This window comes from Amycolatopsis sp. CFH S0740, from assembly GCF_004522315.1.
Classification (GTDB): Bacteria; Actinomycetota; Actinomycetes; order Mycobacteriales; family Pseudonocardiaceae; genus Amycolatopsis; species Amycolatopsis nivea.
Genome location: NZ_SDLS01000015.1, coordinates 99,769 through 116,346, shown reverse-complemented (window position 1 = coordinate 116,346; position 16,578 = coordinate 99,769). Strand labels below are relative to the sequence as shown.

At 69.0% G+C, this 16,578-nt stretch carries 17 protein-coding genes and 2 pseudogenes; 10 read left to right on the top strand and 9 right to left on the bottom strand.

What is annotated here, in order from left to right; genetic code table 11:
* The first annotated feature begins 11 nt into the window (after positions 1-11).
* A complete protein-coding gene (locus tag EIZ45_RS24840; protein WP_037807679.1) occupies positions 12-797 on the top strand; it encodes a metal-dependent hydrolase in 786 nt (261 codons plus the stop codon).
* Positions 798-800: 3 nt separating this feature from the next.
* On the opposite strand, the gene EIZ45_RS24835 is transcribed toward EIZ45_RS24840, so the two are convergent.
* Positions 801-1,757 carry a YafY family protein gene (locus EIZ45_RS24835; RefSeq protein ID WP_134663866.1) on the bottom strand — a complete coding sequence of 319 codons (957 nt, stop codon included), beginning with the start codon at positions 1,755-1,757 and terminating at the stop codon, positions 801-803.
* A 96-nt stretch (positions 1,758-1,853) separates the two neighbouring features.
* On the opposite strand from EIZ45_RS24835, the gene EIZ45_RS24830 reads away from it, so the two are divergent.
* From EIZ45_RS24830 to EIZ45_RS24825, 3 genes and pseudogenes are all read left to right on the top strand, one after another.
* A complete protein-coding gene (locus EIZ45_RS24830; RefSeq protein ID WP_134663864.1) occupies positions 1,854-2,696 on the top strand; it encodes an NAD(P)H-binding protein in 843 nt (280 codons plus the stop codon).
* Between the two features lie 23 nt (positions 2,697-2,719).
* Positions 2,720-2,881: pseudogene (locus tag EIZ45_RS47655) on the top strand (winged helix DNA-binding domain-containing protein); the annotation flags it as partial.
* 61 nt (positions 2,882-2,942) lie between these two features.
* Positions 2,943-3,815 (top strand): winged helix DNA-binding domain-containing protein, encoded by an 873-nt coding sequence (locus EIZ45_RS24825; protein WP_370318175.1) that lies wholly within the window; start codon positions 2,943-2,945, stop codon positions 3,813-3,815.
* On the opposite strand, the gene EIZ45_RS24820 is transcribed toward EIZ45_RS24825, so the two are convergent.
* Positions 3,799-4,557, bottom strand: a complete 759-nt coding sequence (locus EIZ45_RS24820; RefSeq protein ID WP_134663862.1) for a nuclear transport factor 2 family protein — start codon at positions 4,555-4,557, stop codon at positions 3,799-3,801. The genes EIZ45_RS24825 and EIZ45_RS24820 overlap by 17 nt on opposite strands.
* A 182-nt stretch (positions 4,558-4,739) precedes the next feature.
* Between EIZ45_RS24820 and EIZ45_RS24815 the strand changes: the two genes are divergently transcribed.
* Complete coding sequence (locus EIZ45_RS24815; RefSeq protein WP_037807285.1) at positions 4,740-5,285, top strand: TetR/AcrR family transcriptional regulator; 546 nt, start codon at positions 4,740-4,742, stop codon at positions 5,283-5,285.
* Positions 5,286-5,357: 72 nt separating this feature from the next.
* Here the strand turns inward: EIZ45_RS24815 and EIZ45_RS24810 are convergent, their stop codons facing one another.
* The 3 genes and pseudogenes from EIZ45_RS24810 to EIZ45_RS24800 all read right to left on the bottom strand — a co-directional run bounded on the left by EIZ45_RS24810 (position 5,358) and on the right by EIZ45_RS24800 (position 7,730).
* Positions 5,358-6,293, bottom strand: a complete 936-nt coding sequence (locus EIZ45_RS24810) for an erythromycin esterase family protein (protein WP_205669990.1) — start codon at positions 6,291-6,293, stop codon at positions 5,358-5,360.
* A 114-nt stretch (positions 6,294-6,407) separates the two neighbouring features.
* A pseudogene (locus EIZ45_RS24805) lies at positions 6,408-7,098 on the bottom strand (IS5 family transposase).
* A 53-nt stretch (positions 7,099-7,151) separates the two neighbouring features.
* Positions 7,152-7,730, bottom strand: coding sequence for a helix-turn-helix domain-containing protein (locus EIZ45_RS24800; protein WP_037807286.1), 579 nt, complete (start codon positions 7,728-7,730; stop codon positions 7,152-7,154).
* Between the two features lie 79 nt (positions 7,731-7,809).
* Between EIZ45_RS24800 and EIZ45_RS24795 the strand changes: the two genes are divergently transcribed.
* The gene (locus EIZ45_RS24795; RefSeq protein ID WP_134663858.1) at positions 7,810-9,054 is read left to right on the top strand and encodes an MFS transporter; all 1,245 of its coding nucleotides are present in this window, start codon (positions 7,810-7,812) and stop codon (positions 9,052-9,054) included.
* On the opposite strand, the gene EIZ45_RS24790 is transcribed toward EIZ45_RS24795, so the two are convergent.
* A complete protein-coding gene (locus EIZ45_RS24790; protein WP_134663856.1) occupies positions 8,977-10,218 on the bottom strand; it encodes an MFS transporter in 1,242 nt (413 codons plus the stop codon). The genes EIZ45_RS24795 and EIZ45_RS24790 overlap by 78 nt on opposite strands.
* A gap of 118 nt (positions 10,219-10,336) precedes the next feature.
* On the opposite strand from EIZ45_RS24790, the gene EIZ45_RS24785 reads away from it, so the two are divergent.
* A complete protein-coding gene (locus EIZ45_RS24785) occupies positions 10,337-10,678 on the top strand; it encodes a hypothetical protein (protein ID WP_037807288.1) in 342 nt (113 codons plus the stop codon).
* A 2-nt stretch (positions 10,679-10,680) separates the two neighbouring features.
* On the opposite strand, the gene EIZ45_RS24780 is transcribed toward EIZ45_RS24785, so the two are convergent.
* Positions 10,681-12,276 (bottom strand): ABC transporter permease, encoded by a 1,596-nt coding sequence (locus EIZ45_RS24780; protein WP_134663854.1) that lies wholly within the window; start codon positions 12,274-12,276, stop codon positions 10,681-10,683.
* Positions 12,273-13,172, bottom strand: coding sequence for an ABC transporter ATP-binding protein (locus tag EIZ45_RS24775; protein WP_043837696.1), 900 nt, complete (start codon positions 13,170-13,172; stop codon positions 12,273-12,275). Before EIZ45_RS24775 ends, EIZ45_RS24780 begins: the two co-directional genes overlap by 4 nt.
* 94 nt (positions 13,173-13,266) lie before the next feature.
* Between EIZ45_RS24775 and EIZ45_RS24770 the strand changes: the two genes are divergently transcribed.
* Positions 13,267-13,752, top strand: a complete 486-nt coding sequence (locus tag EIZ45_RS24770) for a GbsR/MarR family transcriptional regulator (protein ID WP_037807294.1) — start codon at positions 13,267-13,269, stop codon at positions 13,750-13,752.
* On the opposite strand, the gene EIZ45_RS24765 is transcribed toward EIZ45_RS24770, so the two are convergent.
* The gene (locus EIZ45_RS24765) at positions 13,749-14,312 is read right to left on the bottom strand and encodes a TetR/AcrR family transcriptional regulator (protein ID WP_134663852.1); all 564 of its coding nucleotides are present in this window, start codon (positions 14,310-14,312) and stop codon (positions 13,749-13,751) included. The two genes, EIZ45_RS24770 and EIZ45_RS24765, sit on opposite strands and share 4 nt — an antisense overlap.
* An 89-nt stretch (positions 14,313-14,401) precedes the next feature.
* Here EIZ45_RS24765 and EIZ45_RS24760 point away from each other — a divergent pair, with 89 nt between their 5' ends.
* The gene (locus tag EIZ45_RS24760) at positions 14,402-15,031 is read left to right on the top strand and encodes an NAD(P)-dependent oxidoreductase (RefSeq protein ID WP_134663850.1); all 630 of its coding nucleotides are present in this window, start codon (positions 14,402-14,404) and stop codon (positions 15,029-15,031) included.
* A gap of 731 nt (positions 15,032-15,762) precedes the next feature.
* Positions 15,763-16,512, top strand: coding sequence for an SGNH/GDSL hydrolase family protein (locus EIZ45_RS24755; protein WP_134663848.1), 750 nt, complete (start codon positions 15,763-15,765; stop codon positions 16,510-16,512).
* Positions 16,513-16,578 lie beyond the last annotated feature (66 nt).

Below are 16,578 nucleotides of genomic sequence, written 5' to 3'. Positions count from 1 at the left end.
TATCCATCATGATGGGGCGCACGCACGCCCTGACCGGCTGGTGCGCGGGGCTCGCCCTCGCGCCCGCGGTCGGCGTCGGCTCGGTGCACCAGGCGGTGGTCTTCGCGGCCACCACGGCCGGCTTCGCGTTGCTGCCGGACCTGGACCATCCCAGCGCCAGCGCGACCCGGCTGTTCGGCTGGCTGACCGGCGCGCTGTCGTGGCTGCTGCGCCGAGTGTCTGCAGCGGTATACGCCCTGACGAAGGGCCCTCGCGACGAGAAGGTGACCGGCACGCACCGGCACCTGTCGCACACCCTCTTGTTCGCTGTCGCCCTCGGCGCGGCTACTTCCGCTGGCTGTACGGCGGGCGGAGCTTGGGCCGTGCTGGGCGTGTTGCTCTTCGGCTTGCTGCTCGCGGTCGCGGCTCTGGGCGATTGGCTGCTGCTGCCCTATGGCGGTGCGGTGGCCTGGTGGTACTTCACCGCGCCGGACGACCGGGTGGCTCAACTGGCGGACATCTCGGGCTGGCTCGGCGTGGCCGTCGCGGCCGGCTGTTTTGTGCACTGCTTGGGCGATTCGCTGACCGAGTCGGGCTGCCCGTTCCTGTTCCCGCTGCCGATCGCGGGGGAGACCTGGTACGAACTCCGCCCGCCGAAACCGCTGCGGCTGCACACCGGGAAGAAGGTCGAGACGCGGTTGGTGTTCCCGGTGTTCGCGCTGGTGGGGATCTTGCTGGTGCCGGGGGTGTGGGACTGGACGGTGGCCACGGTGGAGCACCTGTTCACGCCCTCGGCTTCGCAGACCGCGACTCAGTGAGAATCACCGGACGGCGCGCTGATACCGATCCCCGAGCGAACGCACGGCCTCGACGAGTTCGGGCGGTTCCGTCACCGTGAAGTCGACCCCGAGCGAACCGAGATGAACCGCAAGAGTCTCGACGCTGTCCGCACCCGTATCCAGGACGCAACGGTTGTCGTCAAGCGGCGTGACAGCGCCGATCGCGGGATTGATCCGCTCGGCCAGCGTCTCCGCGGACACCTGCGCCACGACTCGCGCCCGGAACCGCCACGCGGCTGAGGACACGCCCCGGCGGACTTGGTCGACTGCCTCTTCGGGGAGGTCGCGGGGCGGGAACCGGGGGCCGGCCGGGGTGCGTGGGCTGATCCGGTCCACGCGGAAGGTCCGCCAGTCGTCCCGCGCGGTGTCGAACGCGACGAGGTACCACCGGCGTCCCCAGTTGACCAGCCGGTACGGCTCCACGTCTCGCCTGCTCTCGGTGCCGTCGTGGCCGAGGTAGTCGAAGCGCACGCGTTCGTGGTCGCGGCAGGCGGCGGTGAGGGTGCTGAGGACGTCCGCGTCCACCCGCGGGCCGAGGTCGTCCCGGGGCACTGCGACGGCGTAGCGCTGGATGGCGTCGACGCGCCGCCGGAGCCGGGCGGGCAGGACCTTCTCCAGCTTGGCCAGCGCGCGCAGCGAAGTCTCCTCGACGCCGGTGATCGTGCCGCCGGCAGCGGTGCGCAGCCCGATCGCCACCGCGACCGCCTCCTCGTCGTCGAGCAGCAGCGGCGGCAGCGCGGCCCCGGCCCCGAGCCGGTAGCCGCCCACCGAACCGCGGCTGCCGTGCACCGGATAACCGAGGGTGCGCAGGCGTTCCACGTCGTTGCGGATGGTGCGGGGGCTGACCGACAACCGTTCGGCCAGTTCGCCTCCGGTCCATTCGCGGGGCGTCTGGAGCAGCGAGAGCAAGCGCAGCAACCGCGCCGAGGTTTCCAGCATTTTTTCAGTATCTCTCGCGAATAGGAACGTAGCTTGCCTAAACGGCTCCTACGGTGGGGACAAGTCGGAAAGCGGAACCACACGGAGGAACCACGCATGTATCTCGTCATCGGAGCGACCGCCCACTTCGGACGTCAGGCAGTGGAAGAACTGGTCGCCGCGGGTGCGCCGGTGCGGGCGCTGACCCGCGCCCCGGAGCGGGCCGGACTCCCGGAAGGGGTCGACGTGGTCCGCGCAGGTCTGACCAAGCCCGAGACGCTGCCGCCGGCGCTGGCCGGGGTAGAGGCCGCGTTCCTGGTCCTCCAGTACGGGATGGACGTCGCTCCGCTGCTCGCGGCCGCGGTCAAGGCCGGGGTGCGGCGGCTGGTGCTGCTGTCCTCCGGAGCGGTCGTTCCCGGCGCCGAACACCAGCCTGACGTGATCGCCCAGTACCACCGTGACGTGGAGCGGGCCGTCGAGGAGACCGGCATCGAGTGGACGTTCCTGCGGCTGTTGTTCCCCGCCATCAACTCGCTGACGTTCGCGATGCAGCTTCCGCACGGCGACGTCATCCGCGTGCCGTATGCCGAAGCGGCGTTCAGCGCCGTGCACGAACGGGACGTCGCGGAGGTCGCCGCGCGGATCCTGACCGGCGGCGGGCACGCCGGGCAGGCTTACGAGCTGACCGGCCCGGACTCGCTGACCCAGGCGGACCAGGTTCGCGTCCTCAGCGAGACGCTGGGGCGTCCGCTCGTCGTCGAAGACCTCGACCCGGAACCCGTCCGGGAGCAGATGAGCCAGTTCATGGACCCGGAATTCCTGGCCGCCCTGTTCGACCTCATGGCGCAGACGGCCGGCAAACCCGCACCGGTCAACGACATCGTCGAGCAGATCACCGGGCACCCGGCCCGCAACTACGCCCAGTGGACCGCGGATCACCGAGCCGACTTCAGCAACTGACCGACGACCGGAAGGACCGCACCATGACGCTCGGGCGGCGAACGCTGGGACGCGCTCTGCTGGCTCGTCAGTGGCTGCTGGAACGGGCCGACGCGACCGTCGAGGAGGCGGTCGCGCGGCTGGTCGGCATGCAAGCGCAGGCGCCGTACGCGCCTTACTTCGGGCTCTGGAGCCGGATCCGGGCGTTCCGCACCGCCGACCTGGCGGACGCGCTGACCGAACGCCGGCTGGTGCGGGTGGCCCCTGATGCGCAGCACCGTTCACCTGGTCACCGTGGCGGACTACCGCGTCTTGCGTCCGTGGTCGCAAGACGCGCTCGACCGCGAACTCGGCACCGCGTTCAAGGCGCCGCTGGCAGGGGTGGACCGCGCGGCAGTGGCGGAGTCGGGCCGGGCGCTGCTTCGCGCCCAGCCGCTTACCCCCAAGGAACTCCGGGCGGCATTGCACGAGCAGTGGCCTGACCGCGAGCCGCACGCGCTCGCCACCGTCGTGCGCAACCTCGTGCCGCTGGTGCAGGTGCCGCCGCGGGCGGTCTGGGGCATCGGCGGCGCCACCCGGTACGCGGCGGCGGCCGACTGGACCGGAACCGAACCGGCCTCCGCCGCCGATGCCGAACAGATCGTGCTGCGCTACCTCGCCGCCTTCGGCCCGGCCTCGGCCGCCGACGTGCAGACCTGGGCAGGCCGAACCCGGCTGCGTCCGGTCCTGGAAAGCTTGCGGCCGCGGCTGGCGGTCTTCCGGGACGAAGGCGGGACGGAGCTGTTCGACCTGCCGGACGCACCCCGCCCCGCCGCCGACGCTCCGGCACCGGTCCGCTTCCTGCCGGAGTACGACAACCTGCTGGCCTCGCACGCCGACCGCACCCGGGTGATCTCCGCCGAAGACCGCAAACGCGTCATGACCGGTAACGGGATGCGTGCCACTTTCCTGGTGGACTGTCAGGTCGCCGGGGCGTGGAAGCTGCGGCAGGACAAGACGTCGGCGACGCTGGAGATCGAGCCGTTCCGGCCGCTGACCGCCGCCGAACGCGCCGAGGTCGAGACCGAAGGTTCGCTTCTGCTGAAGTTCGCGGCTCCTGGCGCGGACCACGACATCCGCGGGATTACTCCTCGAACCTAGGCGCGCCCGAGTAGTCGCGGGAGTGCACGATCCGGCCGTCGCGCACCGTCAGCACCATCGCGTACGTCGACACATACGGCTTGCCCTCGTACTCGCCGTGCAGGTCGTATTCCGCCACCAGCACCTCCGGATCGCTGGTCTCGTACACCACGACCCGGTCCGCCTTGGTGATCCGGCGACGCTCTCCGGCCTGGTGAAAGCGTTTGCGCAACTCCTCCCGGTCGCGCGTCACCTTCGGCACTCCGGCCGGCGCGAACGGGATTTCGATCACGACGTCGTCGGAGTACAGGTCGGCGAGGTCGTCCCAGCGGTTGTCGACAGCCGCGTCGAGGAAGCGCTGGAAGACCTCCTTCGTCCCGTGCAACGCGGTCGCCGCGCCGTGGTTCGGGTAGTCGCGGTACCGGGTGATCTCGCCGTCCCGCACGGTCAGCAGCCCGGCGGACGACGGGAGCCGGTAGCTGTGCCCGGTGTGCGGATTGCGGCCCTCGGCGACGAGCTCGACGGCGAACCCGTCCGCCGGTTCCGTGGTCGTGACCTCGACTTTCTCCAGGCCGATCCGGGCCGCGACGGCGCTGCCCGCGCGGAGCGTGGCCAGCACTGCGTCCCGGCCGGCCGAGCGGTGGCCGGTGAAGGGGATTTCGTAGACGGCGTCCTCGGCGAGAACGTCGGCGAGCGGCGCGGCGTCGAAGGCGCTCAGCGCGTTCGCGACGATCTCGGCCACTTCGGACACGGTGCGGGGCATCGGAAACCTCACTCGGGAAGACGGGGGATAATCGGAACGGGTCACCCGCTTACGACGATACGGAGCCGGTACTCCGGTTGTCAACGAGGGTCTGGAGATCTGAGACACGGTCGGCAGCGGCGCAGATCGTTCCAAGGAAGAATCGGACGACCGCACCACTTTGAGAGCAGAGGAGACAGCCGGTGGAGAAGCCTGCGCTCCGCGCGGACGCGCGCCGGAACCGCGCCCGTGTGCTGGCTGCCGCCGAAGCAGCGTTCGCCGTCGACGGGCTTTCGGTGCCCCTCGACGACATCGCGCGGCTGGCTGGCGTCGGCGCGGGCACTGTCTACCGGCATTTCCCCAGCAAGGAAGCGCTGTTCCAGGCCGTCGTAGTGGAACGGCTGGAGCAGTACGGCGTCGAGGCGCAGGAGTTGATCGACTCCGACGCGCCCGGCGAAGCGTTCTACGACTACTTCACGCGCGTCATCGAACAGGCGTCGCGTAACCGTGCGATCTGCGAAGCGCTCGGTGAGACCAGTGGTTCCGCGTACAAGGCCGAAGCAGCGGAGCGGTTTCGCGTGAACCTCACTGCGCTTCTGGAACGCGCGCAAGCCGCGGGTGCCGTACGCACGGACATCGACGGCGAAGACCTGCGCGCGCTCATCGTCGGCGCGCTCGCGGTGGAGCGGTTTACGCCGGACAGCCGACACCTGGTGCGCGTACTGCTGGACGGTCTGCGCAAGGTCTAGGTCCTGTCCGGCGGATCAGTGCATATCTAAGTGGCGGAGCCGGCGTCTGCGGAATGCTCCGCCGGGCAGCCTTCAGGCCAAGGGCCGGGACGGTGTCACCTCTTGCGTGTGGACGACGACGTCGAACCAGCTCGCGAGCGACCCGCCCGACATGTGGTAGGCCGCATCATCCCGGGGGTCGTAGAACGACCCGATCAACCGCGTGCGCGTCGGGGCGTCCAGGAGGCGGCGGATCGGCTCGGGTAGCGATGTGCCGAGATCCAGGACGTATCCCGCCATGTTCTCGGCGGCCGCATGCAGCAGGCTGTCGACGAAGTCGGGGTGTGGAGCGGGCAGGGGCTGACCGATCGAACCGTACGCCATGGTCAGGCCGACGGACCGGTAGTCCAGTCCCAGTCGTTCACGCAGGTATCCGCCCATATTCTGGTGCGACTCCAGGGGCTCGGAGGGGGACACGGTACGAGGGGCGCCGATGGCGGTGTGCGCCATACCGCCCCAGTAGACGACCTTGTCGCCGGTGAGCTGCTGCCACCAGCTCACACCGTCGGCCAGCGTGCGTTCCAGTTCGGCCAGGCCATCGAGCCGGGTGGTATGCCGCACCGGTTCAGCAGGGAACTGGGCGAAACGTACCGGGTCGCCTGGGTGACGCTTGTTATAGGACCGCATCCAGTGGACGAGATCGAGGATCTCGGCGGTCTGCCAGAACGGCCGTGCCCTTCCCAGCAATGCACGAGGGTCTCCATCGCCGGTGGCGACATAGACGTCCAGGCCGAGGCGGCCAGGGTCGTCGCCCTCCAAGGCAAGGGAGCGGAACCCCTCTTCTTCCACCAGCAGCCGCACGATGCGATGCGCCACGTCCGATAATTCGCGTGTCTGTCGGGCAGCTGCTCCAAGCGCCACGATCTTGGCGTCCCGCACCAGTGGGGCGAGCGGCCGCAGATCGTCCAGTGGCTCGTCAGGCTTCCTGTTCACGAGCGCATGGGAGTTCTTCTTGATCCATTCGGTCACTGTCTCCATTGGCCTGCCCTTCATCCCCGAGCTCCGCTTCTCGCGGACCACTCCAGAAGATCGTCTTACCTCAAGCTTGGTTGAAGTAAAGAGCCTGTGACGTCGAGGTGGCGCTCATCGCTGGAGCGGCTCAGTGCGGATCCAAAGGCGTATCGCGACCACCGTGACGGATCCGTGGAAGACGTAGGCGCGCTTGTCGAACCTCGTGGCCACCGCCCGGAAGTTCTTCAAGGCGTTGATCGTCCTCTCGACTTCGTTTCTGCGGTTGCAGATCGCTTTGTTGAGGCCCGTGGGCCTGCCACCTCGGGCGTCGCCACAGGTAGCGGCGGTTTCGGCGAGAGGAGTATGCCTTGTCTCCACCGAGATGGATTTTGCATGTCAGTCCGCCCCGAGAGCGTCCGAGTCCCTCGTCGGGACGGTGTTGCCGGGGCGTGCGCCTTTTTCCCGGCACCCTCGGTGGCCTCTTGCATGCGCCAGCTGCGTGCTGATGGGCACGGCAGGACGTCGAGTCCACGCTCGCCATCGACCAGTCGATACGGCCCTCGGCATCAGCATCGACCAGGACGGCCGCGAAGATCCTGTCCCAGGTGCCGTCCGCCGACCACCGCCGATGCCTCTCGAACACCGTCTTCCACGGACCGAAATGTTCAGGCAGATCCTGCCACGGCGCCCCGGTCCGGAGCCGGAAGAGGATCCCGTTGATGACCCTGCGATGGTTCTCCCAACGTCCGCCCCTCTGCCCTGTCATGGGCAGATGCGGCTTCAGCCGTGCCCACTCCTCATTCGTCAGATCTCCCCGCCCCATAGCCATGCCAACGACCCGTCACTGAAGCAGTCACATGATCCGCCGGACGGGCCCTAGCGGCGACCGGTGCGCAGGTGGATGCGTTCGCCGGACTTGCTGAAGAGGCTGAGGATTTCGACGTCGCCCTTACCGGCGGCGCCGAACCAATGCGGGATGTGGCAGTCGAATTCGGCTGCTTCGCCGGGTCCCATGATGAAATCGTGATCGCTCAGGCGCACGCGTAGGCGTCCGCGCAGAACGTAGAGCCATTCGTGCCCGTCGTGGGTGCGCAGGTGGGGCTCTTCGTCGTGCGCCGGGATGAGCTGTTTGTAGGCGCGGATTTCTCCCTGGTGCCGGGACAACGCGATCAGCACGCGCCCGTCCTTCTTCGCGGGTTGCTGCGGCACGCGCGGGTCGACGATCCGCGGCGCGGTGACGATCTCGTCGAACGGAACGCCCAGTGCAGCGGTGATCGGCAACAGCAGTTCGAGACTCGGTTTGCGCTGCCCGGATTCCAGGCGGGACAACGTGCTGGTCGAAATGCCGGTGGCCCGCGCGAGGTCGGCGAGGCTGACGCCCTGTTTGTCCCGCGCCTGTCGCAGCCGGGGCGCGATCTGCTCGAGCACGCTGTCGACGGTGGGCTGGTCGCTCATGCGGCGCAGTCAACCAATGCGTCCCGGAAACGGCAACGTTTCTTGCCGCTTCCGATCCTAGTCGCGGAAGTTTGTCCCCATGGATCCGACAACCTGTGCCACCGCCGACGGTGTGCGCGCCGACGCGAGCAGCGGCCGACTTCCGCTAGGCGTGTACCTGCTCGCCTTCAGCCTGTTCGCGATGGGCAGCGCCGAGTTTCTCCTGGCGGGCGTGCTGCCCGCGGTAGCCGACGACCTCCAGGTTTCGCTGTCCTCCGCCGGATTTCTCATCACCGCGTTCGCACTGGGGGTCGTCCTCGGCGGGCCGCCGTTCGCCGTGCTCAGCCTGCGCTGGCCCCGTCGCGCCGCGCTGATCGCGACCCAAGGGGTGTTCGCAGTGAGCGTCGCCGCCGGATTGCTGGGCGACTACCAGGTTTTGCTGGTGAGCCGGGTCGTCTCGGGCGTCGCGTACGCGGGCTTCTTCGCCGTCGCGTCGGTGACCGCGATCAGCCTCGTCACCCCGGACCGCAACGCCCGCGCCTCCGGTGTCGTGGTCAGCGGCCTGAGCGTGGCCATGGTCGCGGGCGGACCGGCAGGCACCCTGCTCAGCCACTTCACCCAGTGGCGCGGCGGATTCTGGGCTGTCGTGGCACTGACGCTCGCCGGAGCCGTCGCCTGCTCGCTCGGGATCCCCGCGGCGACCCGGTCGGCGGCGCGACCGAGTGTGGCGCGGGAGCTGGCCACGATCCGCAAACCGCGGCTCTGGGGCATTTTCGGGATCACGATCCTGACGACGGCGGCGTACATGATCACGTTCAACTACCTCTCCGCCATGCTCGCCGAGATCACCGGCGTCCCCACGGTCTGGATTCCCGCGATCCTCGCGCTTTTCGGCATCGGCGCTTTCGTCGGCCTGTCCATCGGCGGACGCATCTCCGATCGGCGACCCCACGCCGCGCTCCTCGCCGGAGCCGTCGCGATCGTGCTGCTTTCGGTCGTCCTGATCTTCGCGATCCATCACACGTGGGCGGTGCTTCCTACTGTTTTCCTGCTCGGGATAGCGGCTTTCGTGCTGAATCCCGCGATCTACGGCCGGGTCTTCGCGATCGCCGCCGACGCCCCGACACTCGCTGGGGCGACCACGGTTTCGGCTTTCCAGCTGGGGATCAGTGCTACTCCGGTTCTGGCGGCCGCCGCGCTGACCCAAGGCACTGCCCTCACGTGGGTCAGCCTCATCGGAGCCGTGCTAGCCGCGCTTGCTGTCCCGCTAATCGTTCTTGACCGCACTCTCGGCGATCGGCAGATCGCGCATCTTGCGAAGCGGCGAAGCAATGAGAATCGCTGACGCGGCAAGGATTCCGATGCCGCAGACGTACAGCGTGACCCGGGTTGTGGTGAGTTCCGCGATCACGCCGCCGAGCAGACTGCCGAGCGGGGCGATGCCGAAAACGACCGTCTGCGACACCGACGAGACGCGGCCCAGCAGCTCGTGCGGGGTGACCGCCTGCCGGAAGCTCGTCTCGAACACGCCGAGCACGATGATCCCGAAACTTGACCCGAAACCGCCCGCCACCCACCAGGCGAGGCCCCAGTCTTGGGTCGCGAAAGCGTTGCACAGGAACGAAACGCTGTACACGGCGGCACCGAAATACAACGCCCGCGCGGCACCGAAGCGAGCGCCGAGCCGTCGCGCGACTCCGCTCGCGAGCAGGGCGCCGAACAGCGAGATCGTGCCGAGCAAGCCGATCATGAACGGTGCGACGTGCAGGTCGCGGACCATGAACACCATCGACACCGCCATGAACATCGACTGGAACAGGCTCGACGCGGCACCGTGCAGGGCGATCGCCCGCAGGAGCGGATTGCGCAGAACTGTCCGCAGCCCTTCGCCGATTTCGCGGCGAAGGTTCCGCTCAGCGGGCTCGGGCCGCACGTCCGGCGTGCGAATCTGGCGCAGCCACGCGGCGGACCACAGGTAAGTCACCGCGTCGACCGCCATCGCGCCCGCGCCGCCGATGAACTGCACGATCATCCCGCCGAGCCCCGGCCCGGCGATCGCGGCGACGGACAGGTTCGTCTGCAGCCGGGCGTTCGCGGCGGGCAGGTCGCCGCGTTCGACGAGGTTCGGCAGGTAGGTCTGGTGCGCGACGTTGAAGAAAACCGTGAACCCGCCGGCCAGCAGCACGACGACGTACAGGTGGCCCAGCGTCAGCGACCCGAACACCGCGGCGAGCGGCACCGAGCCGATGAGCACCGCGCGGGCGAGGTCGGCGGTGATCAGCACCGGCCGGTTGCGCATCCGGTCGCACCACGCGCCCGCCTGCAGTCCGAGCAGCAGGTACGGGAGCGTGCTCAGCGTCCGCAGCAGCGAAACCTGGGCCACGGACGCGGCGAGCGTGGTGGTCGCCAGCAGCGGGATCACGAGGAAGTCGATGCGGTTGCCGACTTGGCTGAGGCCGTCGGCGAGCCAGAGCCGCCGGAAGTCCGGCGAGCGAAGAATCCCCCTCATAAGGTCAGTGTGACATAAGTTGAGTCGGTAGATATCAAGTTGCACACTGCGTAACGGCACCTATGATCAACGCGACGAACCCTCGTAGCCGAGTGACCGTGCGGCGAGGAGGTGCCGGATGTCGGACACCGCTCCCACCTGGGGTTATGTCGTCGTGACCGGTCTCGCCGGGCTGGCAGGCGGACTGCTGGTCGCCGCGCTGCTGGTCGCCGGTCGCACTCCGCGTCCGGCCGGAGAGTCGTCGCCGCCCACCCCGCCGCCTGTGCAGCAGGTGACGGTCACGGTGACCGGCCTCCCTCTGCCGCCGATCACCGTGACCCACCGCCCGCCGGCACCCCCGGCCCCGCCACCGCGCACGACCACGGCGACGGTCTCGGTCACCCCGACCCCGTCGAGCCCGTCGGCACCCCCGCCGACGACGCTGGGGCCGACCAGCGGGTTCGTCCGCGACGAACGCTGAGGTCAGCCGACGTCGCGCCGCCGCCAGCCGGTCAGACCCACCGCGAGCACCACCGCCGAGACCGCCAGCAACACCACCAGCGGCACCGCGGTGAACACCGCGCCGGGCACCTTCGGCGGATGCTGGAACGGCGAGACGTCCAGCAGCACCTGCGGCGCGTTGACGACCGGCCCGAACATGCTGATCAGCAACGCCAGCGCCGCCACGCCCCACGCGGCGGTCGCCAGTTTCGGCAGCAGTCCGAAGATCAGCGCGGCCACCGCGACGATCACCCACGCCGCGGGCACCTGCACCGCGACGGCCGCGACCATGTTCCCGACCGAGCGGCCGACGTCGCCGCCGCGCAGCCCGTTCGACAGCCCGAGCAGCACGCCGCCGACGAGCACGAGCAACGCGCTGCCGAGGAACGCGAACACGAGGTGGCTCGCGGCCCAGCGCAGCCGTCCGACCCGCGTGGCCAGCAGCGGTTCGAGCCGGATCGAGGTTTCCTCGGTGCGCATCCGCAGCGTCGCCTGCACGCCGTAGAGCGAGGCGAGCATCGCGAACAGGCTCACCATCGTCGCGAGGAAAGCGTCGACCAGTCCGTGCGATCCGCCGAGCCGTTCGAAGATCTGCCTGCTCTGCTCGGTGCCGCCGACCAGTCCGGAAATGCCCTGCGCGATCGTCCCGAACAACGCCCCACCGACCGCGAGCCCGATCAGCCAGCCGAACAACGGACCCCGCTGCAGCCGCCAGGCCAGCGAAAACGGCGACCGCAACGACGGCGCGGCCTCACTCGGCCCGAGCCGCGGCGGAAGCAGACCGACGCCGACGTCACGACGCGGCAGCAGCGCGTAGGCCACGACAAACAGCACGAGCGTGGTCGCGACCGGCAAAATCAAGACCCACCAACGTTCTTCGGCGAACGGCCGGATCTGCTGCGCCCAGCCGAGCGGCGACAGCCATGACAGCCAATGCGCGTCGGTGGTCGAATCACCCGCGCCACGCAACAGAAACGCGACGCCGAGCACGGCCGTACCGATGCCATTCGCGGTGCGCGAGTACTCGCCGAGCTGCGCGGCGACCGCGGCGACGCCGGTAAAAACCAGCCCAGCAAGCGCAGTGCTCGCGCCGAGCGCGACGGAACCCGCCGCGGGAACCTTCGCCGCCAGCGTGACCGCTTGGAGCACCCCGATCAGCACGCTCGCCCCGCCGGTCACCGCGAGCGCGGCGGTGAGCGGCGCGTACCGACCGACCACAGTGGACGCGAGCAGTTCGGCGCGGCCGGTGTCCTCCTCCGCGCGGGTGTGCCGGGTCAGCGTGAAGACCGCCATCAGGGCGGTCAGCAGCGCCAGGAACCCGCCCATCCGCCAGGCGATGAACCCGCCCGCCGTGCCGAGGTTGAACGCCGGGCCGTAGAGCAGCGCGAACGACGGGTTCGCGGCGGCCGACGCGACGAGCCCGGCCCGGCTCGCGGCGGTCGGATAGAACTGGTCGTAGCTGCTGATCGTGGCCACCGGGATGAGGCTGAGCAGGACGATCCAGATCGGCAGGATGATCCGGTCGCGGCGCAGGGCGAGCCGGATCAACGGCCCGGTGCCGTTGAGCGCGCCGCTCATTTCCCGGCCTCGAGTTCGTCCGCGTAGTGGCGCAGGAAGAGTTCCTCGAGGGTCGGCGGCCTGCTCTCCAGGCTGCGCACGCCGACCTCGGTCATCTGGCGCAGTGCGTCCTCGAGCGAGCGCGTCTCGACGTCGAAGCGGACGCGGTTGCCTTCGACCTTCAAGTCATGCACGTCGGAAAGCCTGGCCAGGCCGTTCGGCGGTCCGCACAGCTCCGCGGTGATCGACGTGCGGGTGAGATGGCGCAGTTCGGCGAGCGTGCCGGACTCGACCGTGCGCCCGTTGCGGATGATGCTCACCTTGTCGCACAAGGCTTCCACCTCGGCGAGGATGTGGCTGGACAGCAAAACGGTGCGGCCCTGCGCGCGTTCCTCCTGGATGACCTCCTGGAAGGTGGCCTCCATCAACGGGTCGAGGCCCGAGGTCGGCTCGTCGAGCAGCAGCAAGTCCACAGTGGACGCGAGCGCGGCGACGATGGCGACCTTCTGCCGGTTGCCCTTCGAGTATGTGCGGCCCTTCTTGCGCGGGTCGAGGTCGAAGCGCTCGACGAGTTCCTCGCGGCGCTTCTGGTCGAGCCCGCCGCGCAGCCTGCCGAGGAGGTCGATGACCTCGCCGCCGGACAGGTTGGGCCAGAGGTTGACGTCGCCGGGCACGTAGGCGAGCCGGTGGTGCAGGCTCGCCGCGTCGCGCCACGGGTCGCCGCCGAGCAGCCGGACCTCGCCGGCGTCGGCGCGCAGCAGTCCGAGCAGGACCCGGATCGTGGTGGACTTCCCGGCGCCGTTCGGGCCGAGGAATCCGTGTACTTCCCCCGCGGGAACCTGAAGATCAAGGCCGTCGAGGGCCTTCACCCGGCCGAATGCCTTGTGCAGGCCGGAGATCGCAATGGCGTTTCCCATGGTTCGGAAGCTACACTCTTTTCATGAAGTTGTGAAGTTAAGAAAACGTCTGGACCGAGTGATCGTCCAGGCGCGTGTGGGAGAGGATGGACGGATGACGACGCCTGAGACGAAGAGAGACGAGGACGCCGTCCGCCGATACGTCGAAAGCCTGGGGCTGGTGATGTCCCAGATCGGCATGCAGCGCATGTCAGCGCGGGTTTTCGCGGCGCTGATGACGACCGACTCGGGGCAGCTGACGGCTGCCGAACTGGCGGAGCAGCTGTCGGTGAGCCCGGCCGCGATCTCCGGCGCGGTGCGGTATCTGGACCAGGTCGGCCTGGTGCGGAAGGTGCGCGAACCCGGCGAGCGCCGCGACCACTACCAGCTTTACGACGACCTCTGGTACGCGACTTTCCTCAAACGCGACCGCTTCCTGATCATGTGGCGCGACGCGGCCACCGAAGGCATCGACGCGCTAGGTCCGGACACTCCCGCCGGTAAACGGCTGGCCGAGATGCGGGACTTCCTGGCGTTCATGCTGGTCGAGGTCAACAACCTGTACGACCGGTGGCACGAGCTGCGGAAGAACCGCGACTAGCCGAGCCTTTCCAGGGTCGCGGCGAGCCGCTGGGCGAGGTCTGGCCGCGGCGGGCGTTCCTCGAAGGACGCGAGGAACGCCTCCTGGAAGCACGCGCCGAGGAGCAGCCGGGCCGCGGCCTCGACGTCGAGATCGGCGCGCAGCCTGCCCAGCTTGACCTCGGCGGCGAGATAGCCGGCGACGTGCTGAATCGGCAGGTCGGGACCGTTTTCGAGGCTGTCCCGGTGGGCGCGGAGCAGGTCGCGCGAGGAGAAGATCGAGATGGAGATCGGGAAGCTCGCGCAGTAGAAGGCCAGTGCCGTGGTGGTCAACTCGGCGAGATTGTCACTGAGAGCGGCCTTCTCCGGATGCTCGGTGAGCCTCGCCGCCGTGGCGACCAGGTCGGGCAGCTCCTCTTTCAGCACCGCGAGGAAGAGCGCCGTCTTGTCGCGGAAGTGCTTGTACAGCAAGGCTTCCGAGTAGCCGGAGGCCTGCGCGATCGCCTTGGTCGTGGCGTGCGCGTACCCCTGCTCCCGCATGACCGTCGCTGCCGCGGCGACGATCTCCTCGCGGCTTCCCATGCGTGCTCCCTGAGGGTCTTCTCAGCGTGGTGGGTGTTCACTTACCCTAGCCGGTAAGTGTTTACTCACCCCCTCCTTGGAGGCCTCTGATGAAGATCACCGTCCTGGGCGCGAGCGGCCGAATCGGCGGCCTGACGGTGCGGGAAGCGCTGGCCCGCGGATGGCACGTCACCGCCGTAGTCCGCGACCCCGCGCGGTTGACCGTCCCCGCACACCCCCGATTGGACGTCGCGGTTCACTCCCTGACCGACCCCAGCCTGGCCGACGCGGTAACCGGCCGTGACGCCGTCGTCCTGGCCCTGGGCCCCGCAGACCTCAAGCCGACAACCGTCAACTCCGACGGCACCCGCTCCGTGGTCACCGCCCTGCACGGTTCCCAGACGAGGTTCGTGGTGGTGAGCGCATCCGGCCTGCCTGGGGACGGCGACAGCCTGTTCTCGAAGCTGCTGGTGAAGCCGCTTCTGGGTGCGGTGTTGCGCAACGGATACGCCGACCTGCAACGAATGGAGTCGATCCTGCACGGTGCCCCAGACGTGCGATGGACGATCGTGCGCCCGACGAGGCTGACGAACAAGCCCGCCCGGGACCAGGTGCGCAGCGAGGTGGGCCGGGATGTGCGGAGGCGGTTCCAGATCCCGCGAGCGAACGTGGCACGCTTCTTGCTGGACGCGGCTGAGGATGACGCTCTGGTGGGGAAGACGGTGTCGATCGCGCAGTGAGGGGCCTGTCTGCAGTTGTTGACACCTGCGGCGGGAGTGCCCGCGGATGCTGACGCGTATCGCGGGGTTGTCTGCGGTTTCGGCCGCCCGCGGTGGGTTTGCCTGCGGACGTTGACGCGTGGCGGGTTTGCTTGCGGACTCGGCCGCTTTGCGGCGGGATCGCTCGTGGACGCTCACGTGCGTGGCAGGTTTGTCTGCGGCTGCGGCGTGATTGTTCTGCGGACTCGGCCACCTTGGTCGGGATCGCTCGCGGATGCTGACGTGTGTGGTGGCTTTGCCCCGGGCTCTGCCACCTGCGGCGAGGTTGCTCACGATGCTTGGGTGGCAGGCCCGCGGGCCCTGCCACCTGCAGCGGTGTTGCCTGTGGACACTGCCGTCCGCGGCGGGATCGCTCGCGGATGCTGACATGTGTGGCCAGGCCGCGAACCCTGCCACTCGCAGCGGGATTGCCTGCGCACCCTGCCGCTCGTAGCGGAATCGCTCGCAGATGCTGCCGTGCATGGCGGGTTCGCCCTCGGCCCTGCCGCCCGCGAAGGGTCGTCCACCGCCCCTGCCGTCCCGAGTGGAAGTCCTCGCCGCCCGTGTCCGTTGGTTCTGTCTGCAGTTGCAGACACGCTGCTGACAGCGGGTTTCCCCAAACTATCCCCAGGGTTGTCCACAACTCACATCCCCTGTGGACAACTCCCCTCGCGAGCCCGGATCTGTCGTAGCCCCTCGTTACTGTCGGAGGCATGGCAGTTCTTCGGCTGTTCCTCCTTTTCCTGATGGCACCCGTGCTTGTCGCGCAGGCGGTGCGGGTGCGTCGGGCGACTCCGCGGCTTCCCGGGGCCACGGGTCCGATCGAGGGCGCTCTCGGCGCCGGGCGTCCGTTGCGGCTCACCGTCATCGGCGAATCGACGGTGGACGGCGTCGGCGCGCTCACCCACGCCGACGCGCTCACCGGCCAGCTCGCGGTGGGGCTCGCCGGCGCGTACCCGGACCGGGAGGTGCGGTGGCACGCGCTGGGCATCACCGGCGCGTCGGCGCGGGTGGTGCTCGACGAGCTGGTTCCGCGCGTGCGGGAGGCGGACGTCGTGGTGGTCGTCCTCGGCGTGAACGACACCCTGGAGCTGCACTCGGCCGCGCGGTACCGGCGGGATCTGCTGGCAATCATCGTCGAGGTGCGGCGAAGGGTCGGCGACGTCCCGGTCGTTCTCGCGGGCGTGCCCCCGCTGGCGAGTTTTCCGTCCTTGCCGCGGCCGCTCCGGGACTTGCTGGGCGCGCGGTCGGTCGCGCTCGACCAGGCGGCGCGAGGGCTGACCCGGCTTCCCGGGGTCACGCACATCCCGTTGGCGCCGGGATTGCTCCGTCCGGGAATGTTCGCTGCTGACCGTTTCCACCCTGGCCCGATCGGTTACCGCGCCTGGGCCGCCGCGCTCTCGGAGGGGTTACCGATCGTCACTGACGGTTGGCATCCGGGGGAGGTGGGACGGCCATCCTGACCGGCAGGTTCACAAAAATCCCAAAAACTTTGGCGCTCCGTGTATCTAGGCGCACCCTGGATGCGT

Bases quoted from the DNA above. Each gene is read 5' to 3' on its own strand.
- EIZ45_RS24840 (WP_037807679.1), top strand. From the start codon at position 12: ATGGGGCGCACGCACGCCCTGACCGGCTGGTGCGCGGGGCTCGCCCTC.
- EIZ45_RS24835 (WP_134663866.1), bottom strand. From the start codon at position 1,757: ATGCTGGAAACCTCGGCGCGGTTGCTGCGCTTGCTCTCGCTGCTCCAG.
- EIZ45_RS24830 (WP_134663864.1), top strand. From the start codon at position 1,854: ATGTATCTCGTCATCGGAGCGACCGCCCACTTCGGACGTCAGGCAGTG.
- EIZ45_RS24825 (WP_370318175.1), top strand. From the start codon at position 2,943: ATGCGCAGCACCGTTCACCTGGTCACCGTGGCGGACTACCGCGTCTTG.
- EIZ45_RS24820 (WP_134663862.1), bottom strand. From the start codon at position 4,557: ATGCCCCGCACCGTGTCCGAAGTGGCCGAGATCGTCGCGAACGCGCTG.
- EIZ45_RS24800 (WP_037807286.1), bottom strand. From the start codon at position 7,730: ATGAGCGACCAGCCCACCGTCGACAGCGTGCTCGAGCAGATCGCGCCC.
- EIZ45_RS24795 (WP_134663858.1), top strand. From the start codon at position 7,810: ATGGATCCGACAACCTGTGCCACCGCCGACGGTGTGCGCGCCGACGCG.
- EIZ45_RS24790 (WP_134663856.1), bottom strand. From the start codon at position 10,218: ATGAGGGGGATTCTTCGCTCGCCGGACTTCCGGCGGCTCTGGCTCGCC.
- EIZ45_RS24785 (WP_037807288.1), top strand. From the start codon at position 10,337: ATGTCGGACACCGCTCCCACCTGGGGTTATGTCGTCGTGACCGGTCTC.
- EIZ45_RS24780 (WP_134663854.1), bottom strand. From the start codon at position 12,276: ATGAGCGGCGCGCTCAACGGCACCGGGCCGTTGATCCGGCTCGCCCTG.
- EIZ45_RS24775 (WP_043837696.1), bottom strand. From the start codon at position 13,172: ATGGGAAACGCCATTGCGATCTCCGGCCTGCACAAGGCATTCGGCCGG.
- EIZ45_RS24770 (WP_037807294.1), top strand. From the start codon at position 13,267: ATGACGACGCCTGAGACGAAGAGAGACGAGGACGCCGTCCGCCGATAC.
- EIZ45_RS24765 (WP_134663852.1), bottom strand. From the start codon at position 14,312: ATGGGAAGCCGCGAGGAGATCGTCGCCGCGGCAGCGACGGTCATGCGG.
- EIZ45_RS24760 (WP_134663850.1), top strand. From the start codon at position 14,402: ATGAAGATCACCGTCCTGGGCGCGAGCGGCCGAATCGGCGGCCTGACG.
- EIZ45_RS24755 (WP_134663848.1), top strand. From the start codon at position 15,763: ATGGCAGTTCTTCGGCTGTTCCTCCTTTTCCTGATGGCACCCGTGCTT.